Source organism: Leisingera sp. ANG-Vp, assembly GCF_000813725.1.
Lineage (GTDB): Bacteria > Pseudomonadota > Alphaproteobacteria > Rhodobacterales > Rhodobacteraceae > Leisingera.
The window spans coordinates 59339-83476 of sequence record NZ_JWLD01000016.1; the positions used below are offsets into that span (position 1 = coordinate 59339).

Annotated in this window: 25 protein-coding genes; 11 read left to right on the top strand and 14 right to left on the bottom strand. The window is 64.7% G+C overall.

What is annotated here, in order from left to right; all coding sequences use genetic code 11:
* Positions 1–23: 23 nt before the first annotated feature.
* Both RA20_RS06445 and RA20_RS06450 read right to left on the bottom strand, forming a co-directional pair.
* Positions 24–1253 carry a sigma-54-dependent transcriptional regulator gene (locus tag RA20_RS06445; protein WP_039125808.1) on the bottom strand — a complete coding sequence of 410 codons (1230 nt, stop codon included), beginning with the start codon at positions 1251–1253 and terminating at the stop codon, positions 24–26.
* Positions 1250–2986: a sensor histidine kinase gene (locus RA20_RS06450; RefSeq protein ID WP_039125810.1), complete on the bottom strand. Its 1737-nt coding sequence runs from the start codon at positions 2984–2986 to the stop codon at positions 1250–1252. The genes RA20_RS06445 and RA20_RS06450 overlap by 4 nt, the downstream gene beginning before the upstream one ends.
* A 59-nt stretch (positions 2987–3045) precedes the next feature.
* On the opposite strand from RA20_RS06450, the gene RA20_RS06455 reads away from it, so the two are divergent.
* Positions 3046–4230 carry a cytochrome P450 gene (locus RA20_RS06455; protein ID WP_039125940.1) on the top strand — a complete coding sequence of 395 codons (1185 nt, stop codon included), beginning with the start codon at positions 3046–3048 and terminating at the stop codon, positions 4228–4230.
* A gap of 170 nt (positions 4231–4400) precedes the next feature.
* Here RA20_RS06455 and RA20_RS06460 read toward each other — a convergent pair whose 3' ends face one another.
* Positions 4401–5309: a LysR substrate-binding domain-containing protein gene (locus tag RA20_RS06460; RefSeq protein ID WP_052248863.1), complete on the bottom strand. Its 909-nt coding sequence runs from the start codon at positions 5307–5309 to the stop codon at positions 4401–4403.
* Positions 5310–5548: 239 nt separating this feature from the next.
* On the opposite strand from RA20_RS06460, the gene RA20_RS25700 reads away from it, so the two are divergent.
* Positions 5549–5695, top strand: a complete 147-nt coding sequence (locus RA20_RS25700) for a hypothetical protein (RefSeq protein ID WP_193748781.1) — start codon at positions 5549–5551, stop codon at positions 5693–5695.
* A gap of 47 nt (positions 5696–5742) precedes the next feature.
* Here RA20_RS25700 and RA20_RS06465 read toward each other — a convergent pair whose 3' ends face one another.
* Positions 5743–6207, bottom strand: a complete 465-nt coding sequence (locus tag RA20_RS06465) for an Lrp/AsnC family transcriptional regulator (RefSeq protein WP_039125812.1) — start codon at positions 6205–6207, stop codon at positions 5743–5745.
* 212 nt (positions 6208–6419) lie between these two features.
* Between RA20_RS06465 and cobA the strand changes: the two genes are divergently transcribed.
* From cobA to RA20_RS06500, 7 genes are all read left to right on the top strand, one after another.
* Entirely contained in the window at positions 6420–7175 is a 756-nt protein-coding gene (gene cobA, locus RA20_RS06470) for a uroporphyrinogen-III C-methyltransferase (protein WP_039125942.1), read from the top strand.
* Positions 7175–7483, top strand: coding sequence for a DUF2849 domain-containing protein (locus tag RA20_RS06475; RefSeq protein WP_039125813.1), 309 nt, complete (start codon positions 7175–7177; stop codon positions 7481–7483). The genes cobA and RA20_RS06475 overlap by 1 nt, the downstream gene beginning before the upstream one ends.
* Entirely contained in the window at positions 7476–9140 is a 1665-nt protein-coding gene (locus RA20_RS06480; RefSeq protein WP_039125815.1) for a nitrite/sulfite reductase, read from the top strand. Before RA20_RS06475 ends, RA20_RS06480 begins: the two co-directional genes overlap by 8 nt.
* A 4-nt stretch (positions 9141–9144) precedes the next feature.
* Positions 9145–9906 (top strand): phosphoadenylyl-sulfate reductase, encoded by a 762-nt coding sequence (locus tag RA20_RS06485; protein ID WP_039125817.1) that lies wholly within the window; start codon positions 9145–9147, stop codon positions 9904–9906.
* Between the two features lie 5 nt (positions 9907–9911).
* Positions 9912–10313, top strand: a complete 402-nt coding sequence (locus RA20_RS06490; protein ID WP_039125819.1) for a DUF934 domain-containing protein — start codon at positions 9912–9914, stop codon at positions 10311–10313.
* A 146-nt stretch (positions 10314–10459) separates the two neighbouring features.
* Positions 10460–11326, top strand: a complete 867-nt coding sequence (locus tag RA20_RS06495; RefSeq protein WP_039125820.1) for a ferredoxin--NADP reductase — start codon at positions 10460–10462, stop codon at positions 11324–11326.
* A 109-nt stretch (positions 11327–11435) separates the two neighbouring features.
* Positions 11436–12041 (top strand): hypothetical protein, encoded by a 606-nt coding sequence (locus tag RA20_RS06500; RefSeq protein WP_082017926.1) that lies wholly within the window; start codon positions 11436–11438, stop codon positions 12039–12041.
* 77 nt (positions 12042–12118) lie between these two features.
* On the opposite strand, the gene RA20_RS24555 is transcribed toward RA20_RS06500, so the two are convergent.
* Positions 12119–12739 carry a hypothetical protein gene (locus RA20_RS24555; protein WP_052248858.1) on the bottom strand — a complete coding sequence of 207 codons (621 nt, stop codon included), beginning with the start codon at positions 12737–12739 and terminating at the stop codon, positions 12119–12121.
* A gap of 444 nt (positions 12740–13183) precedes the next feature.
* On the opposite strand from RA20_RS24555, the gene infC reads away from it, so the two are divergent.
* The gene (infC, locus tag RA20_RS06510; protein WP_342586146.1) at positions 13184–13645 is read left to right on the top strand and encodes a translation initiation factor IF-3; all 462 of its coding nucleotides are present in this window, start codon (positions 13184–13186) and stop codon (positions 13643–13645) included.
* A 135-nt stretch (positions 13646–13780) separates the two neighbouring features.
* A complete protein-coding gene (locus RA20_RS26305) occupies positions 13781–14419 on the top strand; it encodes a methyl-accepting chemotaxis protein (protein WP_039125824.1) in 639 nt (212 codons plus the stop codon).
* Positions 14420–14470: 51 nt separating this feature from the next.
* Here RA20_RS26305 and RA20_RS06520 read toward each other — a convergent pair whose 3' ends face one another.
* From RA20_RS06520 to RA20_RS06560, 9 genes are all read right to left on the bottom strand, one after another.
* Positions 14471–15259: an FAD binding domain-containing protein gene (locus tag RA20_RS06520; RefSeq protein ID WP_039125826.1), complete on the bottom strand. Its 789-nt coding sequence runs from the start codon at positions 15257–15259 to the stop codon at positions 14471–14473.
* A 95-nt stretch (positions 15260–15354) separates the two neighbouring features.
* Positions 15355–17718 (bottom strand): xanthine dehydrogenase family protein molybdopterin-binding subunit, encoded by a 2364-nt coding sequence (locus tag RA20_RS06525; RefSeq protein WP_039125828.1) that lies wholly within the window; start codon positions 17716–17718, stop codon positions 15355–15357.
* 98 nt (positions 17719–17816) lie between these two features.
* Positions 17817–18302, bottom strand: a complete 486-nt coding sequence (locus RA20_RS06530) for a (2Fe-2S)-binding protein (protein WP_039125830.1) — start codon at positions 18300–18302, stop codon at positions 17817–17819.
* A gap of 175 nt (positions 18303–18477) precedes the next feature.
* The gene (locus RA20_RS06535; protein ID WP_039125831.1) at positions 18478–19479 is read right to left on the bottom strand and encodes a molybdopterin-binding protein; all 1002 of its coding nucleotides are present in this window, start codon (positions 19477–19479) and stop codon (positions 18478–18480) included.
* Positions 19476–20456, bottom strand: coding sequence for an XdhC family protein (locus RA20_RS06540; RefSeq protein ID WP_039125833.1), 981 nt, complete (start codon positions 20454–20456; stop codon positions 19476–19478). Before RA20_RS06540 ends, RA20_RS06535 begins: the two co-directional genes overlap by 4 nt.
* Before the next feature lie 146 nt (positions 20457–20602).
* On the bottom strand, positions 20603–21193 hold the full coding sequence (locus RA20_RS06545) for a YeeE/YedE thiosulfate transporter family protein (RefSeq protein ID WP_039125836.1): 591 nt from the start codon (positions 21191–21193) through the stop codon (positions 20603–20605).
* A gap of 3 nt (positions 21194–21196) precedes the next feature.
* Positions 21197–21748, bottom strand: coding sequence for a YeeE/YedE thiosulfate transporter family protein (locus RA20_RS06550; RefSeq protein WP_039125837.1), 552 nt, complete (start codon positions 21746–21748; stop codon positions 21197–21199).
* A gap of 112 nt (positions 21749–21860) precedes the next feature.
* Positions 21861–23111, bottom strand: a complete 1251-nt coding sequence (locus tag RA20_RS06555) for a vWA domain-containing protein (protein WP_039125839.1) — start codon at positions 23109–23111, stop codon at positions 21861–21863.
* A gap of 72 nt (positions 23112–23183) precedes the next feature.
* A complete protein-coding gene (locus RA20_RS06560; protein WP_039125945.1) occupies positions 23184–24089 on the bottom strand; it encodes an AAA family ATPase in 906 nt (301 codons plus the stop codon).
* Between the last annotated feature and the right edge of the window lie 49 nt (positions 24090–24138).

The following is a 24138-nucleotide window of genomic DNA, read 5'->3' on the forward strand; positions in this document are numbered from 1 at the left end:
GGACCAGACCACGCCTGCACCTTTCAGCGGCGGTAGTCCTCGGGCCGGATGCCATAGCGCGCCAGCTTGTCATAAAACGTCTTGCGCGGCAGCTTCAGGGCTTCGGCGGCCGCAGCCGCACGCCCGTTCTGCCGCCCCAGCGCTGCGATCAGCAGCGACCGTTCCACCTGCGCCATCTGCTCGGCCAGCCCCAGCCCTGCTGACTGCGCAGCTTCCTCCGGCATTCCCAGAACAAACCGCATTGCCGCCGACATCAGGGACCGCGCATTGCCCGGCCAGTCCTGCGCCATCAGCGCCGCCAGGTGCTCCTGGCTGATCTCCGGCGGCTCGACCCCTGCCTGCTCAGCAGCCTGCGCCACGTAATGGCGGAACAGCACCGGAATATCGCCGGGCCGCTCGGCCAGGGACGGGATCCGCACCCGCATCACGTCCAGCCGGTAGAACAGGTCCGGATTGAATCCGCCCGCCTGCACCCGTGCCGCCAGATCGCCGCTGTTGCCTGCGATGACCCTTGTGCCATTGCCCTGCTCCAGATGCTCCACCAGGGCATATTGCGCAGGCTCCGGCAGCGCCTGGATCTCGTCCAGAAACAGCGAGCCCCCTGCAGCCTCCTGGCTGAGCGCAGCAACCGCCTCCGCTGCCAGCCCCGCGGCAGGCCGTTTCACAAACGGCCCCTGGCCCGCCGGCGACATCAGATGGATCACCTCAGCCACCTTGGAAATACCGCTGCCCGGCGCTCCGGTCACCAGAACTTCAGCGCCCGTAGGCGCCACCGCCCGCACCCTCTGCCGCATCTCTTCGGCCTGCGGCGAGGTGCCGAACAGCAGCCGCGAGGCCGGATCGCCGGTCTCCAGCTGGCGTTTCAGCCGCCGGTTCTCCAGAACCAGCGCCCGGGTTTTCAAGGCGCGTTCCAGAACCTGCAGGAAATCGGCAGGCGCACAGGGTTTCTCCAGGAAATCAAAGGCCCCCTGCGACATTGCCTTCACCGCCATCGGAATGTCGCCCTCGCCGGTCAGCAGTACCACCGGCAGTTCCTCATCGGCGCCGCGGGCGTAGTCCAAAAGGTGAAACCCGTCCCGCCCCGGCATCCGGATGTCCGAGACGATGATGCCGTCAAAGCCAGGCGTGATATGATCCTTGGCCGCCACAAAGGAGCCGCAGACCACCACTTCCAGATCATTCAGCTCCAGCGTCTGTGCCAGCGCCTCGCGCAGATCGGCATCATCATCGACCAGCAGCACCTTGCGTGTCATGCGGCATTTTCCCTTTCGCCTGCTGCGCTCCACGGCTCCAGCTCCACCGTGAACTCCGCCCCGTCCGCGGTGTTGGCCCCGCGGATATTGCCGCCAAAGCTCTGCACCAATCCGTAGGAAATGGACAGCCCCAGCCCCATGCCTTCCGAGCTGCCCACCGCTTTGGTCGAGTAAAACGGGTCAAACACTTTCTCAGGCTCTTTCAGCCCGGGACCGATGTCAGCCACCGTCACCGTCAGCGGCGCACCGGTGCGCACCGCGATCCGGATCAGCCGGTCCTCCTGGTCCAGCATCGCATCCGCGGCATTGTTGATCAGATTGACAAACACCTGCGTCAGCCGCACCTCGCCGCCGCGCACAAAGACCTCTCCCCGCGGCTGCGGCGCCCAGTCCAGGCGCACGGAACACTCGCGCAGCCGCGCCTGCGTCAGCTCCACCGCATCCTCCAGCACCTTGATCAGATCGACCCGCCCCACCGGCTCGCTTTCGTTGCGGGCAAAGGCGCGCAGGTTCTTGATGATCCGCGCCATCCGCGCCGCCATATCGGCAATCCGGCCGAGGTTTTCCCCCGTCCGCTCTGCCTTGCCGCGCTCCAGAAATGCAGACCCGTTCTCGGCATATTGCTGGATCGCCATCAGCGGCTGGTTCAGCTCATGGCTGATCCCCGCCGACATCTGCCCCAGCGCCGACAGCTTGCCCGCCTGCACCAGTTCCTCCTGCGCCCGCTTCAAGGCCGCCTCGGCCTCCTCGCGCTCCCGCACCTCGCGGCGCAGCTGCACATTGGCCTGCGACAGCGCCTCGGTGCGCGCCGCAACCCGGCTTTCCAGCACGGCGTTCGCTTCCGCCAGAGTGCGCCGGCGCTCCATCACAAAGAACAGCATGGCGCCAAAAGCCAGGCAGGTCCCCGCCAGCGCCGCGGCCTGCAGGGCCGCAATCCGCCGGGCCGGCGCCACATCCACCAGGATCTCTCCGGTCATGCCTATGACCGGCAGCTGCACCGCCAGATGCAAAGCCCGCTGCGGCAGATAGGGGCTGCCCTGCAGCGACCAGATCTCGTGCCCGCCATGGAGGTCACGGCGCATCACTTCCGGGCTGCCCTCGCCCTGGCGCCAGAACAGAAGTTCCGAACGGTTGGCAATGAAGACCTCGCCCGACGCCCCGGTGAAAAACACTGCCGGCAAGGAGCCGCGCCAGGTCTGTTCCACATCCGCCACATCAGCGACAACCACTAGCGCCCCGCGCACGCCGCCATTTGCGGCAAAGGCTGGAGCGGCGTAGAAGTAAGCGCGTTTGCCTTCGGGCTGCAAAACCCCGTGGCCAGTGCCCAGGGCCCCCTGTTTGGCGCGGCGGAAGTAGCTTTCCTGCGCCACTGAGGCCCCCGGCACCCCTTCCGCCGCTGCCAGCACCGCACCATCGGCACCGGCAAAGAACACATCCAGCGCCGCGGTCTTGTCAGCCACCGCGCGCAGCAGCGCGGCTGCCCTTTCCCGCGCCGCGGCTGTGGAGAGGTCCTCCAGAACCGGATGCCCGGCGGTCAGCACCGCCAGTTCCTGGTAGATCTGCAGCTGGCTGCTGACCCGGTCCGAGGCGAGCGCCAGATCCGCGGCACTGCGCTCGGCCAGGCTGTCCAGCGCCTGCCGGTAGCCATAGGACCAGACCGCCAGCGCCAGCGCCGCCACCGCCAGCAGAAATCCGGCGGGCAGGCTGAGACGGAGAATTCTCTGTGTTTTCATGGCGCCACGTTAACAGCGCCCCCCTTGCATTGGCCAGCCGCAACGGCAAGATCAGCACCATGAAGACATTGACCCAGTCCCCGACCGACCCCGGATTCGTGCAGAATCCCTACCCGTTCTATGCAAAGGCGCAGGAACAGGGCCAGCTGCACTACTGGCAGGACTACAGCATGGTGGCCGCCTTCGGAAACACAGCGGTGCATATGCTGCTGCGCGACCGCCGGTTCGGACGGGAGATGCCGGAGGAAATGCGCAAACCCGGCCCCGCTCATCTCGCCCCATTCCTTGAAGCCGAAGCGCATTCGATGCTGGATGCCGAGCCGCCCCGCCACACCCGGCTGCGCAAACTGGTGCTGCACGCCTTTACATCCCGCGGGATTGCAGCACTGGAGCCGGGTATTACCGCGCTGTGCCATGGGCTGATCGATGCCTTCCCGGACCAGCCCTTCGACCTTTTGGACGCCTATTGCTCCCAGGTGCCGGTGATCACCATCTGCCGCCTGCTCGGCGTGCCCGAGGAAATGGCGCCGCAGCTGCTGGACTGGTCGCACAGGATGGTTGCAATGTACCAGGCCGCCCGGACCGAAGAGATGGAGCACGCCGCGGCCCAGGCAGCGCAGGCGTTTTCGGATTTCCTGCGCGGCTATATCGAGGAACGCCGCAGCGATCCCCGCGATGACCTGATCACCCGGCTGATCGCGGCCGAGGAGGAAGGCGACAAACTGTCCGCGGATGAGCTCACCGGCACCTGCATCCTGCTGTTGAACGCGGGCCACGAAGCGTCGGTGCATGCCCTGGGCAATGGGGTGAAAACCCTGCTGCAGCACGGCTGGGATCCGGCCTGGCTGGCGCCGGAAGCTATTGAAGGGCTGGTGGAGGAGATCCTCCGGTTTGATCCGCCGCTGCACCTCTTCACCCGCTATGCCTACGAGGAGGCCGAGGTCTTTGGCCATACCTTCAAGCGCGGCGACCAGGTCGCTCTGCTCCTGGGGGCAGCCAACCGCGACCCGAAGGCACTGGATCAGCCGGACCGCTTCAATCCGGCTCGCCCGCCGAAGGTGAACAAAAGCTTCGGCGGCGGCTTGCATTTTTGCGCCGGCGCGCCGCTGGCGCGGCTGGAGATGCAGATCGCCTTGCAGGTCCTGTTCGCCCGCTGCCCGGATCTGAAACTGGCGGCAGAACCGGAGTACGCCAACTGCTACCACTTTCACGGGCTCTCTGAACTGCTTGTGACACGAAAATAAAACCGGCAAGCTCCCGCCCGCGCTGCAGGGATCGGAGATCCCTTTGCCCGGTTGGGCCCGGCGCCGCTGACGCGGCGCGGCTCCCCCTGTTTCTTCTTTGCCCAAATACTCCGGGGGTGCGGCGCCTAAGCGCCGAGGGGGCAGCGCCCCCTGCCTCCCCTTTCCGTGTATCACCCCGGCAAAACCGGTGCCGCAACCATGGCAGAACTGTTCAGCAGCCAATCCCGGAAGGCTGCCACCTTGGGATCATGCCATTTCTGCCGTTCTCCGATCAGGGCATAGGCCCCGGTTGGGGTGCCGCAGGTCATCTCCGGGAACGGCAGCACCAGATCTCCCCGCGCCAGTTCATCGCGGCACAGAACCAGATCCGCCATCACCACGCCAGCCCCGATCACCGCCGCGCGGGTGGCCATGTCCAGGTTGGGGAAGACCTCGCCGCTGGCCGGGTCCACGCCCTCAACCCCGAAGTGCCGCACCCAGGTTCCCCAATCCTCGCGGCGCGGGGTTTCGTGCAGCAGCCTGAGTCCCGGCAGCGCCGCCGGCCCGTCGGCCAGCTGCGGCAGCAGCGACGGGGCGCAGGCCGGGGAAAGGATCATGTCGAACAAGGGCATCACCTCGATATCCGCAGGCCGTCCCGGGATGTTCTCCAGCGAAATGCCAAGATCGTATTCCGCCCTTTCAAACCCTTTGCTGCCGTAGAAATCGGTGGCCAGCCGCAGGGTGATTTCCGGATGCGCCGCGCGGAACTCTTCCAGCTGCGGCAGCAGCCAGCGCAGCGACAGTGTCGGCGGGCAGATCACCCGCAGCTCGGAGGCATCCGCAGCAATCCGGTCCACCTCGCGCTGCATCATCGCAAAGGCCTCAGTCAGCACCGGCAAGAGCCGCTGGCCCGCCGCTGTCAGCTCCACCCCGCGGGCGTGGCGGTGGAACAGCTGCACGCCGATGTGCTCCTCCAGGATCTTGATCTGGCGGCTGACCGCGCCGCGGGTCACGAACAGCTCGCCCGCCGCGGCGATGTAGCCCTGGTGGCGGGCGGCGGCCTCAAAGGCACGCAGAGCATTGAGGGGGGGCAGGCGCATCATATCACCATGGATCAGTTTTCCTAATCCATGGTGCAGTTTAACTGGTTTGCGCGCAAGCCCCTGCGGGCGGTATTTCTATCCTCCAGATTGGAGGAAATGCCATGGTTACTGAATATGGACGTACAGGTTCGCAGCCCTCTGCCTCTTTGGCCAGCCGCGTCTTCCGGTGGATCGCGGACCTTCTGCGACAGAGAAAAACTCACCCATGCATATCTGCACTGCGCCAAGAAGTGCAGGTGCCCCGCTGCGACCTGGAGCGGCTGAGCGAAATTTCTCCGCATCTATTGGCGGACATCGGCGTGAAACAGGAGACTGCCGCCGGAGAGACATCGCCCTGGCGGCTGGACGACGGGCGGCATTTGCTGCTGCGCCCGCCTCTGTAAAAGGCCATAGCCCGGCCAGCCCCTGGCCGGGCCTTCTGCTGCCGGGCCTAGCCCAGCGGCAGCATCGTTGTGGATTTGATCTCTTCCATCGACAGAAGCGCGGTCACATTGTGCACTTTCACCTCGGAAATCAGCGCCTGATAGAAGACGTCATAGGCACGGGCGTTCTGCACCCGCACTTTCAGGATATAGTCGATGTCGCCCGCCAGCCGGTGGGCCTCCTGCACCTCGGGGCGGTCGCGCAGTGCTTTCAGGAACTTGGCCTGCCATTCCGCCTCATGCTCGGAGGTGCGGATCAGGACAAAGAAACAAGCCTCGAACCCCAATGAATCCGCATCCAGCAGCACTGTCTGCTGGCCGATCACCCCGGCCTCCTTGAGCTTGCGGATGCGATTCCACACAGGCGTCTTGGAAGAGCCCACCCGGCGGGCGATTTCGTCCAGCGACTGGCTGGCATCGCGCTGCAGTTCAGCCAGAATTTTCCTGTCCGTGCCGTCGATCCGCACCGTCATTCCTGTTTTCTCCTGTTCATGAGGACCATCGGCCCGGGTTTCGCCCCTTGCGGAACCAATGTTCTTATTTACCTGCCCATATAGCGCAATACCGGGAATATTTCCTATATCTACCCCCAAGTCAAACCACCTTGGAGAGGGATTCCGGAATGTCCGCACAGACGACACATGCTGCCAATGCCACCGCTCACGTCCGCGGCGGCATGTGCTGTATGGTTGCGGGCCAGGTTGCCTTTGCGGGCTCCGGCCCCGGCGACCCGGATCTGCTGACCGTCAAAGCCCTGCGCGCGCTGCAGGAGGCTGACGTGATCCTCTACGACCGTCTGGTCAGCGAAGAGATCATGGCGCTGGCCGGTCCGCAGGCAGTGCTGGAGAATGTCGGCAAGGAAGGCTTCGGCCCGCAAGTCTCTCAGGAAGAGATCTGCGCGCGCCTGGTGGCCCATGCCAAGGCCGGCAAGAAGGTGCTGCGGCTGAAGGCCGGCGATCCCACCATCTTTGCCCGCCTGGATGAAGAACTGACCGCGCTGGAAGCGGAAGGCATCGCCAGCCAGATCATCCCCGGCATCACCGCAGCCTCCGCTGCTGTGGCCGGCATCGGCCAGAGCCTGACCCAGCGCGGCCGCAACTCCTCGGTCCGGTTCCTGACCGGCCATGACATGAAAGGCTTTGCCGATCATGACTGGGCGGCGCTGGCGCGTCCCGGGGAAGTGGCCGCTGTCTACATGGGTAAGAAGTCGGCCCGCTTTGTGCAGGGCCGGATGATCATGCATGGCGCCGACCGCGCAACGCCGGTGACCATTGTCGAAAACGCCTCGCGCCCGGAACAGCGGGTGCTGGAAACCAATCTGGACCGCCTGCCCGCCGACCTGGATGCGGCCGGGTTCGACGGCCCTGCCCTCACATTCCTGGGCCTTGCACCGCGCAAAGCGGTTTCTGCCCTGAACGATCTCAAAACGGAGCTTGCATAATGGCCCGCGCTTTTACGCCCAAAGTCATCACTGCCAACGACCTGCTCGAAGGCGATGTGATCTACTTCACCGCTCAGGACACCTGGACCCGGCACATGTCCGAGGCCGAGCTGATCACCGATGAGGCCGTAGCACCCCTGCGCCTCTTGGAAGCAGAGAAGCAGAACATCAAGATCGTCGGCGCCTATCTGGCCGACGCCAAGGCAGGCCCGAACGGCCCCGAGCCGACCCATTTCCGCGAGGAATTCCGCCGCACCGGCCCCTCGAACTACTTCCATGGCAAGCAGGAGGCGCAAGCCAATGTATAAGTACAACGAGTTTGACGAAGCCTTCCTGGCTGAACGCAATGCCCAGTTCCGCGCCCAGGTCGAGCGCCGCATCGACGGCTCGCTGACCGAGGAAGAATTCCGCCCCCTGCGCCTGATGAACGGCGTCTATCTGCAGCTGCACGCCTATATGCTGCGGGTTGCGATTCCCTACGGCACCCTGAACCCCGACCAGATGCGCGCGCTGGCGCTGCTGGCCGAGAAGTGGGACCGCGGCTACGGCCATTTCACCACCCGCCAGAACATCCAGTACAACTGGCCGAAACTGCGCGACCTGCCGGACATGCTGGACGCGCTGGGTGAGGTTGGCCTGCACGCCATCCAGACCTCGGGCAACACCATCCGCAACACCACCGCCGACCATTTCGCCGGTGCCGCCGCAGAAGAAGTCACCGACCCGCGCCCCTATGCCGAGCTGATCCGCCAGTGGTCCACCGACCACCCGGAATTCCAGTTCCTGGGCCGCAAGTTCAAGATCGCCATCACCGGCAGCAACACCGACCGTGCCGTGATCAAGGCGCATGACGTGGGCTTGCAAGTGGTCGAGCAGGACGGCCAGATCGGCTTCAAGGTCATCGTCGGCGGCGGCCTGGGCCGCACCCCGATGATCGGCAAGACCCTGCGCGAGTTCCTGCCGCAGGCGGATCTGCTGCCCTATCTGGAGTCGGTTCTGACCGTCTACAACGTGCTGGGCCGCCGCGACAACAAGTACAAGGCGCGCATCAAGATCACCGTTTCGGAGAACGGCATCGACACCTACCGCGCGATGACCGAAGAAGCCTTCCTGACCATCCGCGGCCAGTACGACGGCACCGACCAGCAGCTGCTGGAAGAGATCAAGGCGCATTTCACCGCGCCGGAGTTCCGCTCGGGCTCCACCGAAGCGTTCGACACCGCTTACGAAAACGACCCGGTGTTCCGCGCCTGGGCCGATACCAACCTGGATCAGCACCGTGCCGAAGGCCACGCCATCGCCACCATCTCGATCAAGGCGCATGGCGCAACCCCGGGCGACGCATCGGCTGAGCAGATCCGCGTGATGGCGGACCTGGCCGAGCAGTACGGCTATGGCGAGCTGCGCATCAGCCACCAGCAGAACGTGATCCTGCCGCATGTCCACAAGTCGGACCTGCCCGCGATCCATGCCAAGCTGAAAGAGCACGGTCTGGCCACCGCCAACCTGGGCCTGATCTCGGACATCATCGCCTGCCCCGGCATGGACTACTGCAACCTGGCCACCGCGCGCTCGATCCCGGTCGCGCAGGAGATTGCCACCCGCTTTGACGAGCTGAAGCTGGAGCATGACATCGGCCACCTGCAGATCAAGATCTCGGGCTGCATCAACGCCTGCGGCCACCACCATGTGGGCCACATCGGCATCCTGGGTCTGGACCGCGCCGGCGTCGAGAACTACCAGATCACCCTGGGCGGCGACGCCTCGGAGAACGCCGCCATCGGCACCCGCACCGGCCCCGGTTTCGCCTATGACGAAATCGTGCCTGCGGTGGAGCGGATCGTGGACACCTATCTGGCGGTGCGCGAAAGCGCCGAGGAGACCTTTATCGAGACCTACCGCCGGGTCGGCATGGATCCCTTCAAGGCCGCGCTCTACCCCGAGGCAGCAAAGAAAGTCGCCTGATCTGATGTTCCAGACAGCCGGAAACAAGCCCGCCGGAGAAGCCGAGCTTCTCCGGGACCGGGAGCTGGCCGCCAAGGCGGAGGTGCTGAATGCGCGCTTCCGCCACCATTCGGCCACCTCGGTGATGGAGGGCGCATTGCGGGACGCGGGCCACATCGCCCTTGTCTCCTCCTTCGGCGCGGAATCCGTGGTGCTGCTTCACATGGCCGCGATCATCGACCCGATGACCCCGGTTGTGTTCGTAGACACCGAGCTGTTGTTTACCGAAACGCTGATCTATCAGCAGGAGGTGAGCGAGCGGCTGGGCCTGCGCAATGTGCGCATCATCCGCGCCGACGACATCGCCGAGAAGGACCCCTACGGGGCCCTCAAGTTCAGCGACAAGGACGCCTGCTGCACCCTGCGCAAGACCGTGCCGCTGCAAAAGGCGCTGGCGAATTACGATGGCTGGATCACCGGCCGCAAGCGGTTCCAGTCGGGCACCCGTGCCGCGCTCGAGTTCTTTGAGGTCGAGGACGGCACCGGGCGGCTGAAGATCAACCCGCTGGCCCATTGGGCGCCGGAAGACGTGCGCGCCTATATGGATGAAAACCGTCTGCCCCGCCATCCGCTGGTGGCCAAGGGCTATCCCTCGATCGGCTGCGCGCCCTGCACCAGCCCGGTCAAGGAAGGCGAAGACCCGCGCGCCGGCCGGTGGCGCGGGGAAAACAAGGAAGAATGCGGCATCCACGTGGTGGACGGCCAGTTTGTGCGCACAGGAGCGTGAGTAAGATGACTGTAATTGTGACCGACACCGGATTTGCCCAGGACGACTGGGAAGGCGGCTTTGAAGGCAGCAATGTGCTTGAGCTTGCCTCTGATGCCAACCTGGCCGAGGACGCCGCTGACCTCAGCGGTATCGAACTCGTGCGCATCAGCTTCCCCAGCTTTGCCGACGGGCGCGGCTTTACCCTGGCCCGCCAGCTGCGGTTGAAAGGCTACGAGGGCCGCCTGCGCGCCTTTGGCCATGTGATCGCCGACCAGTACGCCATGGCCCGCCGCTCGGGCTTTGACGAGGTTGAACTGTCCGATGAGCTGGCCGCCCGCCAGCCCGAAGACCAATGGCTTGCCCGCGCCGACTGGAAGGCGCATAGCTACCAGGCCCGCCTGCGCGGCAGCACCGCTGCCCGCTAAGCCAGCCCCCTGAACCCCGGGAATACCCCCCTGAAGACCGGTCCCGTTTCATAAAACGCGGGGCCGGTTTCATAAAACAAGGGTTTTCCTGACTTCGATCAACGATTAATCAGAGGTGCCGGCATACTCCTCCGGCAGTGCAACCGATGAACGAGATGACCACCGTGACCGACACCGCAACCCAGCCTGCACCGGAAAAGGCGAAACCGGCTCTGCCCGACGCCCAGACCGTCACCGAAGTGAAGCACTGGACCGACAAGCTGTTCTCCTTCCGGGTGACCCGTCCGGCCTCCCTGCGCTTCCGCTCGGGCGAGTTTGTGATGATCGGCCTGATGAACGACCCCGATCCCAAGACCGGCAAGGTCAAGCCGCTGCTGCGCGCCTATTCCATTGCCTCCCCCGCCTGGGACGAGGAAATGGAGTTCTACTCGATCAAGGTTGAGGACGGCCCGCTGACCTCGCGTCTGCAGCACATCCAGCCGGGTGATGAGATCATCCTGCGCCCGAAACCCGTTGGCACCCTGGTGCATGACGCGCTGCTGCCCGGCAAGCGGATCTGGTTCTTTGCCACCGGCACCGGCTTTGCGCCCTTTGCATCGCTGCTGCGCGAGCCGCAGACCTATGAAGACTACGACGAGGTCATCATCACCCACACCTGCCGCACCGTGGGCGAGCTGCAGTACGGCCGTGAACTGATCGAAAGCCTGAAGGACGACGAGCTCTTGAATGAGCTGATCGGCGAAGGCTTCTGGAAGAAGATCAAATACTACCCGACCACCACCCGCGAAGAGAGCCCCAAGATGGGCCGCATCACCGACCTGATGCGCTCGGGCGAGGCCTTTGCCGATCTCGGCGTGCCGCCGCTGAATCCGGACACCGACCGCGCAATGATCTGCGGCAACCTGGCGTTCAACCTGGAGCTCAAAGACCTGTTCGAGAACACCTATGGTTTGGAAGAAGGCGCCAACTCAAAACCGCTGCATTTTGTTGTGGAAAAAGCCTTCCTCGACTAAAATTCTGCCGGCAATTTTACAAAAAGCGGGAGGTTTCGGCCTCCCGTTTATCTTTTGTTGGGGATGATTCTGTATTCCGGTTGCAAGTATCCAGAATGGAGCAAGCCCAATGCAGAATGAACTGGCCTCCGGGCAATCGCCCGTCTTTATGTCCGTCAGAACCGAATCCGGCAAAGCCCGGGTGCGGGCCGCGGTCGCAGGCTTTCAATCCCGCCCCGGTCAGGTTCAACCCTCGATCCCGGACAAGATTGCCGCCGTCAAGGCGCGCTTTGATACCCGCAGCATCACCGGCCACGGCATTGACGAGATGTTTGACGCCCTGGTGCAGGCCGGCCAGCCGGTGACCGCTCCGATGCTGCTGCTGAACTCGATGGGCGAGAAATTCCGCAGCCACCTGGCCGGCATTACCGGCACCGCTTTTGACGGCAGCAAGCCGATCGACCTGGTGGCAGTGGCCCAGCTGCAGATTCACCGGGCCCGCAAACAAGGCGGCAGCAGTGCCGGCTGGGAGACTTTCCTGGCTTTCCTGGCGCCGCCGCAGCAGCCTCAGCCGCCGGCTCAGGCGCAGGCACAGCCTCAGACGCAACCGGCAGCGCAGCCGGCTGCTCAGGCCGCGCCCCAGGCCGTGTCCCAGACGGCAACCCTGGCCGAAACCTCAAACACGCTGGAGCACATCGCCCGCCTTGCGCAGCAAGCGCAGTCCCGGCCGCATTAACCGGCACATCAAAAGCAAAAGGGCCCAGCCGCCGGAAAACCGGCAGCCGGGCCCTTTGATGCTTCTGCGGCCTGCGATCAGTTGCTGCCGGCAGTCGTATCAGTTGCGGTCTCGCCGGACTGCTCCAGCAGACCCTCGACGGTGCCAGTGGCCCCTTCGACAGCATCGGACACGGCATCTGCTGCGCTTTCCTGCACCGCATCAACGGTTCCTGAAGCCGCATCCACAGCCCCTTCCACAGCATTGCCAGCGGCGTCAGCCGCGGCCTCTGCAGCCTCCGCGGCCGCATCGCTTGCTGCCTCAGCTGCAGCGCCGGCGGTGTCCTGAACCGCGTCCACCGCACCCTCTGCGGCTTCAGCAGCGGCACCAGCTGCATCAGTTGCACCATCGACGGCGCCTTCAACCGCATCCGCGGCCGCGTCAGCCGCTCCGCTCACAGCTTCCTGAGCCGCATCCACAGCCGCACCGGCGGCCTCGGCACCACTTTCCACGGCCTCTTCCACCGCTTCTGCCGCCTCTTCCACGGCCTGCTCAACAGGCGCCGCGCTTTCCTCTGCTGCTTCCGGCGCTGTGCTGCTTTCTTCGCTGTCCGCCTGCGGCGCTTCCGGCGCAGTTTCCTGCGGTGCAGGGCTGTTCAGCACGAGATAGCCGCCCACCGCAGCAGCCCCCAGGACGATCAGGATCAATAGCTGTTTCATAATGCATTCCTTCCATGTTCCGGCCGCTCCCTGGCCGGGCCGCACGCTTTGTGCGCCTGCCTGCCAAATGAGGCCGCGGCACGCAGGCCTCAAGGGGGAAGTTTTGACCGGACGCGTCACGGGCGGGAGCACGCCGCCCAAGCCGAGCGGGACGGCGGAACCCTGCCGGAATCCCGTCATTTCATGGCTTTGCGCCGGATCTGCAAATGCGGGCGCACAGCGTATTTCAAGGGAGTTTCGCAACATGCGGCCTTGAAAACCGCCTTTCCTGCCGCCATACCCCGCTTAAGTCTTGAATCACTCGCGCGGGGGCAGTAGCGTTCCCGCACTTTTTGCAATGACAGAAGGATCGCAGTCATAGCCCGCAGACCTCATAACGCGCCGCCGCAACGCGACACCGGCCCGCGCGTCAACGAAAAAATCCGCGCCCCCGAAATCCGCCTGATCGGCGCCGATGGCGAAAATGTCGGGGTAGTGCACCCCGCGAAAGCCATGGACATGGCGGCGGAAGCCGGATTGGATCTGGTTGAAATCTCGCCCAATGCCAACCCGCCCGTGTGCAAGATCATGGACTTTGGCAAGTTCAAGTATGAACAGCAGAAGCGCGAGAGCGAAGCCCGCAAGAAGCAGAAGATCATCGAGGTCAAAGAGGTCAAGTTCCGTCCCAACACGGACACCCATGACTATGACGTGAAGATGCGCAACGTCTTTAAGTTTCTCGAGAACGGCGACAAGGTCAAAGTCACCCTGCGCTTCCGCGGCCGCGAGATGGCGCACCAGAACCTCGGCCGCGAGCTGCTGGAGCGCGTTGCCGAGGACATCAAGGAAATCGGCAAGGTCGAGAACATGCCGAAAATGGAAGGCCGTCAGATGATTATGATGATCGGCCCGGTAGCCAAGAAATAACTGGCTTTCCAACCCTCTGAGTTCAGCCCCGCAGGCACCTGCCGCGGGGCTTTTCTTTTGCCCGGCGCCATGGCGGTTAGCGGTGTCTTAATGCCTGCAGGATAAAACAGTCCCGACCCCATTGAAGGCCCAGGCATGAAAAGCTTAACCGACGTCCAGAACACCGCATTCATGGCCATTGGCCCCAGCCGCATCGCCGCGCTTTCCCTGCTGGCCCTGTCCCGGGAGCAGCAGGGCGCAAAGGAGGCTGACCCCAAAACCGTGCTGGATCTGTCGGTGCAGCGGCTCTCAGCTGCCTACGGCATGCTTGGCGATGGCCTGGACGCGCTGCTCGAGGAATGCAGCTACAGTTTCCCCGAAGGGCTGGAGGCCAAGCGCACGGCCTGCCTCGAGGCCCTTGCGCCGCTCCACCGGGCGATCTCCCAGCCCGGTTCTGACGCGCTGGACAGTATCCGCGCCATACCTGGCCTTTCGGATCTTTGCCTCTACCGGCTTGAACCGGTTGTGTCCGACTTCCTCAAGGATATGGTGCAGAACCTGCGGGAGGCGCAGCAGATGCGGGAGCTGGAGCGCGAGGAAAGCATGCGTGCCACCATTGCCAATGCCGAAGGGGTCGGCCGCAACATCAAATTCATCTCCTTCAACGCCTCGATCGAGGCGGCGCGCATTGGCGAGATGGGCAAGGGGTTTGCGGTGATTGCCACCGAAATCCGTGAATTGTCGGGCAAGACCCAGCATTTGCTGGAAGAGATTTCCGGCTATCTGAAACACTGACAAACAGGCACCGGCCTCCCGGTGCCTGCGCACTGCCTGCCTGCGGCATGCTCAGCCTGCGGCGGCCACCGCACGCTTGGCCATCACCCCGACCAGATGGGCACGGTACTCTTTTGAGCCGTGCAGATCGGCAATCATGCCGCCGGCATCGAGGCTGAGGCCATCCAGCGCCTCCGGGGCGAAATTGGCGTCCAGCGCTGCCTCGGCTTCATTCCAGCGGAACACACCCTCCTCCGAGGCTCCGGTCACCGCCACCCGCACGCCCGCAGTGAATTTTGCGGCAAATACTCCGACGAGGGCAAACCGCGAGGCCGGCTGGAGGAACTTCTGGTAACTGGCCTTCTGCGGGACCGGAAAGCGCACGGCAGTGATGATCTCCCCTTCCTCAAGCGCGGTTTCGAACAGCCCCTGAAAGAAGTCATCCGCAGTGATCTCGCGGGTGCTGGTCATGATGGTGGCACCGCTGCCCAGCGCCGCTGCCGGATAGCAGGCCGCCGGATCATTGTTGGCCAGAGACCCGCCAATAGTGCCGCGGTTGCGGACCGCCGGGTCACCGATCTGCCCCGCCAGCGCCGCCAGCGCCGGATAGGCCCCCGCCGCAGCCGCGGCCACTTCGGCATGAGTGGTGGCACCGCCAATGCTGACAACGCCGTCGCCGCCGCTGACGCCGCTCATCCCGGCAATACCGGTAAGGCTCACCAGTTTCGACGGCATCGCCAGCCGCTGCTTCAGCGTCGGGATCAGCGTCTGCCCGCCGCCCAGCGCCTGGGCCTCCTCGTCCGCCAGCGCCGCAACTGCTTCGGCAACCGTCGAGGGTTTTTCGAACTCGAATTCATACATCTTGTCGTCCTTCCCAAAGAGCAAGAGGCCGCAACCCCTTCTTTCTGGTTGAAAATACCCCGGGGGTTCGGGGGCTGCGCCCCCGGTGCCCCGGTTCAGCCATTCATCGCCGCCCAGACCCGCGCGGGCGACAGCGGCATGTCGATATGGGTGACATCCTTGCCCGCTGACTGCAGCGCGTCGACCACCGCATTGACCACCGCAGGCGGCGAGCCGATGGCCCCAGCCTCGCCGCAGCCTTTTACCCCAAGCGGGTTGTGGGTGCAGGGGGTCTGGCAGGAATGATCCACCTGGTAGAACGGCACGTCGTCAGCCCTGGGCATTGCGTAGTCCATGAAGGAGGCCGACAGCAGCTGGCCGTCCGCGTCATAGGCGGCATTTTCCAGCAATGCCTGGCCGATGCCCTGCCCCAGCCCGCCATGGACCTGGCCGTCGACAATCATCGGGTTGATGATATTGCCGAAGTCATCGGCGGCCGAGAAGCGTTCGATGCTGACCTTGCCGGTGTCGGGATCCACTTCCACCTCGCAGGCATAGGCGCCGGCGGGATAGGTGAAGTTCGCGGGATCGTAAAACGCGGTTTCCTCCAGCCCGGGCTCCAGCTCTTCCAGCGGGTAGTTATGCGGCACATAGGCAGTCAGGGTGACATCGCCCCAGGCCACCGATTTGTCGGTGCCAGCAACGGTGAACTGGCCGTCCTTCAGCTCGATGTCGGCGTCCGAGGCCTCCATCAGATGGGCCGCGATCTTCTTGGCCTTGGCGATGATTTTCTCGGTTGCCCGCACCATGGCCGAACCGCAGACCGCAATCGAGCGCGATCCGTAGGTGCCCATGCCAAATGGCACCCGGCCGGTGTCGCCATGCACGATGTCGACCATGCTCTCATCAATGCCGATCATCTCGGCCACCACCTGCGGGAAGGAGGTCTCATGCCCCTGCCCGTGGCTGTGGGCGCCGACAAAGACGCTGATGGTGCCGGTGGCATTCACCCGCACGGTGGCCGCATCATAGAGCCCCGCGCGCGCCCCCAGCATGCCAACGATGTTGGAGGGCGCGATGCCGCAGGCCTCAATATAGCAGTTGACGCCAAAGCCCCGCAGCTTGCCCTTGGCTTCGCTCTCCGCGCGCCGGGCGGCAAAGCCCGCTACATCGGCGACCTGTTCCAGCTTATCCATGGTCGCCACGTAGTCGCCGGTGTCATAGGTCAGCGCCACCGGCGTCTCATAGGGGAACTGGGTGATGAAGTTCTGACGGCGCAGCGCAATCGGGTCCGCCCCCAGCTCGCGCGCGGCCTTGTCGATCACACGCTCCAATTGGAAGGTCGCCTCGGGCCGGCCTGCGCCGCGGTAGGCATCCACCGGCACCGTGTTGGTGAAGACCGTCTTCACGTTCACCTGCACGATGGGCGTCTTGTAGTTGCCTGCCATCAGCGTGCCATGCAGGTAGCTGGGCACCGAGGTCGAGAAGGTCGACAGATACGCCCCCATATTGGCCAGCGTATTGGTGCGCAGCGCGGTGAAGTTGTTGTCCGCGTCCAGCGCCAGCTCGATCTTCGTCACATGGTCGCGGCCATGAGCATCCGAGATAAACGCCTCGGACCGGGTCGAGGTCCATTTCACCGCCCGCCCGCAGGCCTTGGCGGCATGGGTGCAAAAGGCTTCCTCGGCGTAGTGGAAGATCTTGGAGCCAAAGCCGCCGCCCACATCCGGGGCGACCACCCGCACCTTGTGCTCAGGCAGGCCCAGCACAAAGGCACACATCAGCAGGCGGATCACATGCGGGTTCTGGCTGGTGGTATGGAGCGTGTATTCATCGCTGCCGCGGCTGTATTCACCGATGGCCACACGCGGCTCCATCGGGTTGGCGACCAGCCGGTTGTTGACCAGCTCCAGCGTGGTGACATGGGCAGCGCTGTCAAAGGCCGCCTGCACCGCGGCATCGTCGTCATTGCCGAACACCCAGTCATAACAGAGGTTTGAGGTCAGATCCTCATGCACCTTGGTGCTGCCGTCACCCAGCGCCGCAGCCATATCGACCACCGCGGGCTTGTCGCCCAGGTCCAGTTCAATCGCTTCGGCCGCATCGCGGGCCTGTTCCAGCGTGTCAGCGACCACGGCGGCAACAATCTCGCCCACGTGGCGGATGGTGCCGTCGGCAATGATCGGGTGGCGCGGCTCCTGCTGCGGGTTGCCGTGGCGGTCGGTGACGCCCCAGCCGCAGGGGATGCCGCCCACCTCAGCAAAATCGGCACCGGTGAAGATCTTCACCACGCCGGGCATCGCCTCAGCCGCAGATGTATCGATGGAATTGATGGTTGCATGAGCCACATCTGCGCGCAGGAAATGCACATGGGCCTGGCCGTGCACGTTGATGTCGTCGGTATAGTTTCCGGCTCCTGTCAGGAACCGCACGTCCTCGCGCCGCTTGGGGCTGGCGCCGATGCCGTTGTCCTTGGGCATGTCTGGTCTTCCTCCCTGGAGGGTGCTGCCTTTGGCGCACCTCTTGGTAATCACTCCTTACTCAGCTCAGGCCGCGTGCCGGCCTGGGACCCTTGACCTCACTCGGCTGCGATGCTGGAGACATCCTGGCCCGAGGCCGCCATGATCGCCTTGACGATATTGTGGTAGCCGGTGCAGCGGCACAGGTTGCCTTCCAGATAGTGGCGGATCTCAGCCTCGCTGGGCTTGGGGTTGTCTTTCAGAAGCGCAGCCGCCGACATCACCATGCCCGGCGTGCAGAAGCCGCATTGCAGCCCGTGATGGTCCTGGAACGCCTGCTGGATCACGTTGAGCGAGCCGTCGGCATTGGCCTGCCCTTCGATGGTCGAAACCTCGGCGCCGTCAGCCTCCATCGCCAGCATGGTGCAGGCTTTCACCGCCTTGCCGTCCACATGCACCACACAGGCGCCGCACTGGCTGGTGTCGCAGCCCACATGCGTGCCGGTGAGGCCCAGTTCCTCGCGCAGGAATGATGATAGAAGCGTGCGCCCCTCGGCTTCGCCGCTGGCAGCCTTGCCATTCACGGTCATTGAGACCTTGGCCATAGTACCCTCCCTTAGCTTGATTTTATTCTGGCTAAGGGGAGTTAAGCATGGGCGGGGCCATCCGCGAAGCCCTTTCAGGCCTCTTGCGGCGGTAAAATGTGCGTCAGTAGAACTTACCTAAGGTTGTGACCCAACGTCACAAATTCGGGGCCGCGGGGATGCTGCAGAGCGGCGCTCAGCCTTCTGCATCGCGGCGCGGCATCGGGCGGGTCGGGATCTCTTTCAAGAGGCCGCCGACACCCATCGCGGCAATATCCTGAGCGGTGACGGGGATGCCGCAGATCACCCGCTCCAGCACCCAGTCGGCACCGTTCAGCGCCGGAGAGCGGGCGCAGCCCGGCAGGCCAATCACTGGCTTCCCCTGGAAGTCCCCCAGAAACAGCAGGTTGCCGGGGTCGACCGGCATGCCGAACCGGGTGACGGTGCCGCCCGCCTGACGCACCGCCTGCGGCGCCACATCCATAGGGTCGGAGGTTGCGGAGCCGGTAAGGACAAACAACAGCTCTCCCGGAGCCGCCTGCAGGGCTTCGGCCAGTTCCGCCTCGCGGTGCCGCACCACCACCCGCTCGGACAGGGTGATGCCCATCCGGTGCAGCCGGCCCGCCATCGCCGCACGGCCTTTGTCGGATGGCGTGTCCTCGCTCACCCGGGTTTCGATCAGCGTGGCACGGGCAAAGACCGGCGGCACCACCTGCATCGCTTCTGCGGCCCCGGCGCAGGCCTGTCGGACGGCGTCCTCGGGCACCGCGTAGGAGATCACCTTGATGGTGGCGATCATGCCGTTTGCGTCGGCGCGGTGGAAGTCGGGCACCGTTGCAATGGTGATCATCGGGTCCACCGCGTTGAACCCCTCCAGCCTGGCCCGGTCCAACCGCACAAGGCCCGCCTGCGCAGCGTAAAGGTTCACCCGTCCGGTGCCCGCACCGGAAATGCGGATGCCCTGGCCCTCCGGGTCCGGCACCAGCGCGTTTGCCAGCGCTTCGGCTGCAGCGTCTTCATGCATGTCGCCGGGTTCCAGCCGAGCAACGGTGAGCTCTGTGTGGCCGGCGGCAGAGAGATCGGCGAGGTCTGCTTCGGCCAGCTCAGTGCCCTTGGCGATCTTGCGGGAGGCGCCTTGCAGGGAATGGGCAAGGATTGCGCCTTCTGCTTCCTGCAGCGCGACGGGGCCGAACTTCATGGCTGTTTCCCGCGCAGCACGGCGGTCATCTCGGAGAGGATGGAGACTGCGATTTCCGCCGGACCTGCCGCACCGATGTCGAGGCCGATGGGACCGTGGATGCGGTTGATCTGCTCTTCGGTGAAACCGGCCTCCTGCATCCTGGAGACGCGGGCGGCGTGGGTCTTCTTGCTGCCCAGCGCGCCGATATAGAACACATCCGCCGCCAGCGCCGCCTGCAGTGCCGGATCGTCCAATTTCGGGTCGTGGGTCAGCAGCACCAGCGCGGTGCGGGTGTCGAGGCCGAGTTTCTCGACCGCCTCGTCCGGCCAGTCATCCATCAGGATCTCGCCGGGGAAGCGTTCCGGTGCTGCAAAGGCCGCGCGGGGGTCGATGATCACCGGGTCGTAGCCGGCGATCCGCGCCATCGGCACCAGCGCCTGGGTGATATGCACCGCACCGACGCAGACCAGCCGCAGCGGCGGGTTGTGAACGGCCACAAAGGTTTCGCCGTCGTCTTCTACCCCGGAGCGGTCCATGCGCATCCGGTCCGGGTAGGCACCGCGCACAAGCCGCCGGGTGCCGGTGGCGAGGTTCACCTCGTAAGCCACGGGGGCGCGGTTTGCGCGGGCCTGCACCAGCTCCTGAAGCAGCGCTTCGGGCAAGGCGGAGCCAACGGGCTCCACCAGCACCTTGATGGTGCCGCCGCAGGCAAGACCCACGGCAAAGGCGTCCTCGTCGCTGACGCCGAATTCCAAAAGCCGGTGCTTGCCGTCCTCCAGCGCCTCCAGCGCTTCCATGACCACCGCGCCTTCGACGCAGCCGCCCGAGACGGAACCTTCGATCTGCCCGTCTCCCGAAACCACCAGCTGCGAGCCGGTGCGCCGCGGCGCCGAGCCCCAGGTCTGCACCACTGTGGCAAGCGCCGCACCGGTGCCGCTTTGATGCCACTCCAAAGCGGTCTCCGGAGCGTTTTCGAACTGGGTTGCGGTCTGCATGCGGTCTTCCTCCCCGCCGGTTTGCCCGGCTTCTGGCCTCAAACGTCGGGGTTCGGAGCCTTGGTTTCAAGCAGGAAGTTGCCGCCGCCAAACAGAAAACGCCCGCCAGGCCGGGCGGGCGCTTGGATCGTTCTGCAGCAAAAAGCTTACTCCGCAGGCTGCGGTGCGGCTTTCTGCGGCACCAGGCGTTCCGGCAAAGCAAAGGCAAGCGCGATGAAACACAGGCCCAGGACAATACCCATCAGGTCGCCGGGCATGGCGGTGAGGCCTTCGTATTCGGCCCCGGGTACCGTCCCGAGGGTAACCTTGCCGCCGGCAATCTTGTCCAAAAGGCCGCTGGCCTTCCAGGCCGGGTAGGTTGCCATGTAGGCCGCAGCGCCCAAGAGCCCGCCTGCGATGAAGAACAGCGCGTCCTTGCGGCCTGAAGCGGCAGCGACAACGCCGGTGCCGGGGCAATAGCCTGCAATGGCCCAGCCCGCGCCCAGCATCAGACCGCCAATGAAGACACCGGCATAGGCGGTTTTGACGGACATATGGCCAACGTCGACGATCCCGGCCATCTGGCCACCGAACATCAAGACCGAGCCGGTGCCGATGGCCAGCAGAATGGATTTCGCCAGGTTCACATTGGTGAGGTTCAGCATCTTGCCAATGTAAGTGGGGTTCGAGGCTCCAACCCGGTCCAGAACCGCGCCAAAGGCCGCGCCGATCACGATGGCCAAAAGGATGGTGGTCATGGCTCAGGCCTCCTGTTTGAACATGATCATGGACACGGGGATGGCGGCGGCAAAGGCGCCAGCGGCAAAGATGTAGCCGGAGACCGCCGTCTGCATCATGCCGGACATCATGTGGCCGGACGTGCAGCCGCCTGCGAGCCTTGCGCCATAAAGCACGATAAACCCGCCGAGGAAGGCGGCCGCGTAGCGTTTCGCGGTGCTATCGCCAAAGTTGGCCCGCCACAGGGCGGGGATGCTGCGGTCACCTTGGGGGATGCCGCCGCGAAGCTTGGCGGAGGCAAGCCCGCCCAGCGCCATCGCCAGCACAAAGACAAAGCTGTAGTTCAGCGGATCAGCCACAGCCTTGGCGTATTTGCCACCCGATTTCGCGAGATAGGCGTTGGTGGAGGTGACGCCCTCCTCGGTCTGTGTCACCAGCCCGGGGTTCACTGTGTCTGCAATGATCCCGTCGAGGATCACAAATTGGGTGGATACTCCGATCGGTTTGACCAGCAGCACCGCCAAGAAGAACACCAGCCCCAGCAAGAGCCCTCCGGCTTTCCAATTGATAGACATGCAATTTCCTTTCGCACGTTACATTCTGCTTTCAGAATATAACTGAGCGGCAATGCCGGGATTGATGCAGATCAAGTCACATTCCATTTCTGGAATTCTTTAGAGTGCCGCTTCAGAGCAACGCCATCAGCCGTGCCTTCTCGCCTGCGTCGGAGGGGCTGGAGATGACCTGTGCCAGGTCCTGCAACGAGGCGATGGAGTGGCCCGCGCGGAAACTGTCGGTATAGGGCAGCATGGCGCGGATGCCCTGCGCCTTGGGCGCGAACCCGTCCCAGCGCAGCAAGGGGTTGAGCCAGATCAGGCGGCGGGCAGAAAGCTGCAGCCGCTGCATTTCTTTGGCCAAAGCTTCAGGATTGCCGCGGTCGAGCCCGTCGGTGATCAGCAAAACCACCGCGCCCTGCCCCATCACCCGGCGCGACCAGTCGCGGTTGAAGGCGTGCAGGCAGTCGCCGATGCGGGTGCCGCCCTCCCAATCCTGCGCCTCGGCGCCGGCGGCGGCCAGGGCGGCGTCCACATCGCGCTGTGCGAGGTGGCGGGTGATATTGGTGAGGCGGGTGCCGAAGGTGAAGCCGTGCACTTTGGCCCAGCCCTGCCCCTTTGCATTGGCGGCCGCGTGCAGGAAATGCAGGATGATGCGGCTGTACTGGCTCATCGAGCCGGAGATGTCGCAGAGCACCACCAGGTTGGGCCAGCGGATGCGGCGTTTGGCGCGGGCGATCTCCTGCAGGTCGCCGCCGCGGCGCATGGCATTGCGCAAGGTGCGCCGCCAATCGGCCCTGTGCCCGTGTTTTGCCGCCATCAGCCGGCGCGACTGGATCGGCTGCACAGGCAAAGTGAGCTGCGCCAGAATGCGTTTGGCGGCGGCGATCTCCGCGGTGCTCATCTGCTCAAAGTCGAGGGTGCGGAGGCGTTCCTCCGCCGACATGGTGAGGGTCGAGTCGACCTCGATCTCCGTGCCGTCCTCTTCGCTTTCCGCTGCCTCGGGCGGGTCCTGCATGCCGTCCAGCAGCGCTTCGGCCGCACGCTTCTCTGCCGGTTTGGCGGCGCGCTCCTCCTGCACGCCGCGGATTGCAGGCAGCATCGCGGCCATCATGTGCTCAAGGTATCTGGGGTCGCGCCAGAACAGGCGGAAGACCTGGGCAAAGACCGTGCGCTGCTCGGGCTTGGTGACAAAGCAGGCGTGCAGCGACCAATAGAAATCCTCGCGGCTGGTGAAGCCTGCGGCAGCCACAGCCTCGACCGCGTCCAGCACCCGGCCGGGGCCGATGGGCAGGCCCGCCTTGCGCAGAGCGCGCGCGAAATGGGTCAGGTTCAGGACCAGCTTGGGATGGTCCGGAAGGGACAGCGGCGGGGTGTCAGGCATCGGCCTTCATGGGGGCGCTGCCCCCGGCCCTGACTGGCCTCCCCCGGGGTATTTGACGGCCAGAAAGAAGCATCAGGCGGCGTCCAGGCTGGCGCGGGCCTGGTCGAGAAGGCGCTTGGCCTCGGAGCCGTGCAGGCGGGCGATGTCATCCTGGTACTTGAGGATGGCGCCGAGGGTATCTGCGATCACTTCGGGGCTGAGGGCGATGACGTCGAGGGCGAGGAGGCAGTTGGCCCAGTCGATGGTCTCGGCCACCCCTGGTTTCTTGAACAGGTCTTCGGTGCGCAGGGCCTGCACAAAGGCAACGATTTCGCGGGAGAGCTGCGCGCTGGCTTCCGGTGCGCGGGCCTGCAGGATTTCGACCTCGCGTGTGAAATCCGGGTAATCCACCCAATGATAGAGGCAGCGGCGTTTCAGGGCGTCATGCACCTCGCGGGTGCGGTTGGAGGTGAGCACCACGATGGGCGGCTCCGGGGCCTGGATGGTGCCGAGCTCGGGGATGGTGACCTGAAAATCGGAGAGCGCTTCGAGGAGGAAGGCCTCAAACGGTTCGTCGGTGCGGTCAAGCTCGTCGATCAGCAGGACGGGCGCGCCGTGCTCATCCGGGCGCATGGCCTGCAGGAGCGGGCGCTCGACCAGGTAATCGGCGGAGAAGAGCTCCGATTGCAGCGCGGCGCGGTCGGCGCCGCCCGCGGCTTCGGCTGTGCGGATGGCGACCATCTGCGCGGCGAAGTTCCACTCATAGACTGCGCTGGCAGCGTCCAGGCCCTCGTAGCATTGCAGCCGGATCAGGCGGCGGCCCAGCGAGGCAGCCAGCGCCTTGGCGATCTCGGTTTTGCCGACACCTGCCTCGCCCTCGAGAAACAGCGGGCGGCCCAGCTTCAGGGACAGGAACACCACTGTGGCCAGGGCCCGGCCGCAGACGTACCCCTGGGCCGAAAGCATGGTTTGCACCTGATCGATTGATTGTGCCTGCATCGCCGGGGCCTCCTGTTGCCCTGCCAACAGGCCATGCAGAGCGGCAGCG

Coding starts and splice junctions, on each gene's coding strand:
- RA20_RS06445 (WP_039125808.1), bottom strand. CDS start 1,253: ATGACACGCAAGGTGCTGCTGGTCGATGATGATGCCGATCTGCGCGAG.
- RA20_RS06450 (WP_039125810.1), bottom strand. CDS start 2,986: ATGAAAACACAGAGAATTCTCCGTCTCAGCCTGCCCGCCGGATTTCTG.
- RA20_RS06455 (WP_039125940.1), top strand. CDS start 3,046: ATGAAGACATTGACCCAGTCCCCGACCGACCCCGGATTCGTGCAGAAT.
- RA20_RS06460 (WP_052248863.1), bottom strand. CDS start 5,309: ATGCGCCTGCCCCCCCTCAATGCTCTGCGTGCCTTTGAGGCCGCCGCC.
- RA20_RS06465 (WP_039125812.1), bottom strand. CDS start 6,207: ATGACGGTGCGGATCGACGGCACGGACAGGAAAATTCTGGCTGAACTG.
- cobA (WP_039125942.1), top strand. CDS start 6,420: ATGGTTGCGGGCCAGGTTGCCTTTGCGGGCTCCGGCCCCGGCGACCCG.
- RA20_RS06475 (WP_039125813.1), top strand. CDS start 7,175: ATGGCCCGCGCTTTTACGCCCAAAGTCATCACTGCCAACGACCTGCTC.
- RA20_RS06480 (WP_039125815.1), top strand. CDS start 7,476: ATGTATAAGTACAACGAGTTTGACGAAGCCTTCCTGGCTGAACGCAAT.
- RA20_RS06485 (WP_039125817.1), top strand. CDS start 9,145: ATGTTCCAGACAGCCGGAAACAAGCCCGCCGGAGAAGCCGAGCTTCTC.
- RA20_RS06490 (WP_039125819.1), top strand. CDS start 9,912: ATGACTGTAATTGTGACCGACACCGGATTTGCCCAGGACGACTGGGAA.
- RA20_RS06495 (WP_039125820.1), top strand. CDS start 10,460: ATGAACGAGATGACCACCGTGACCGACACCGCAACCCAGCCTGCACCG.
- RA20_RS06500 (WP_082017926.1), top strand. CDS start 11,436: ATGCAGAATGAACTGGCCTCCGGGCAATCGCCCGTCTTTATGTCCGTC.
- RA20_RS24555 (WP_052248858.1), bottom strand. CDS start 12,739: ATGAAACAGCTATTGATCCTGATCGTCCTGGGGGCTGCTGCGGTGGGC.
- RA20_RS26305 (WP_039125824.1), top strand. CDS start 13,781: ATGAAAAGCTTAACCGACGTCCAGAACACCGCATTCATGGCCATTGGC.
- RA20_RS06520 (WP_039125826.1), bottom strand. CDS start 15,259: ATGTATGAATTCGAGTTCGAAAAACCCTCGACGGTTGCCGAAGCAGTT.
- RA20_RS06525 (WP_039125828.1), bottom strand. CDS start 17,718: ATGCCCAAGGACAACGGCATCGGCGCCAGCCCCAAGCGGCGCGAGGAC.
- RA20_RS06530 (WP_039125830.1), bottom strand. CDS start 18,302: ATGGCCAAGGTCTCAATGACCGTGAATGGCAAGGCTGCCAGCGGCGAA.
- RA20_RS06535 (WP_039125831.1), bottom strand. CDS start 19,479: ATGAAGTTCGGCCCCGTCGCGCTGCAGGAAGCAGAAGGCGCAATCCTT.
- RA20_RS06540 (WP_039125833.1), bottom strand. CDS start 20,456: ATGCAGACCGCAACCCAGTTCGAAAACGCTCCGGAGACCGCTTTGGAG.
- RA20_RS06545 (WP_039125836.1), bottom strand. CDS start 21,193: ATGACCACCATCCTTTTGGCCATCGTGATCGGCGCGGCCTTTGGCGCG.
- RA20_RS06550 (WP_039125837.1), bottom strand. CDS start 21,748: ATGTCTATCAATTGGAAAGCCGGAGGGCTCTTGCTGGGGCTGGTGTTC.
- RA20_RS06555 (WP_039125839.1), bottom strand. CDS start 23,111: ATGCCTGACACCCCGCCGCTGTCCCTTCCGGACCATCCCAAGCTGGTC.
- RA20_RS06560 (WP_039125945.1), bottom strand. CDS start 24,089: ATGCAGGCACAATCAATCGATCAGGTGCAAACCATGCTTTCGGCCCAG.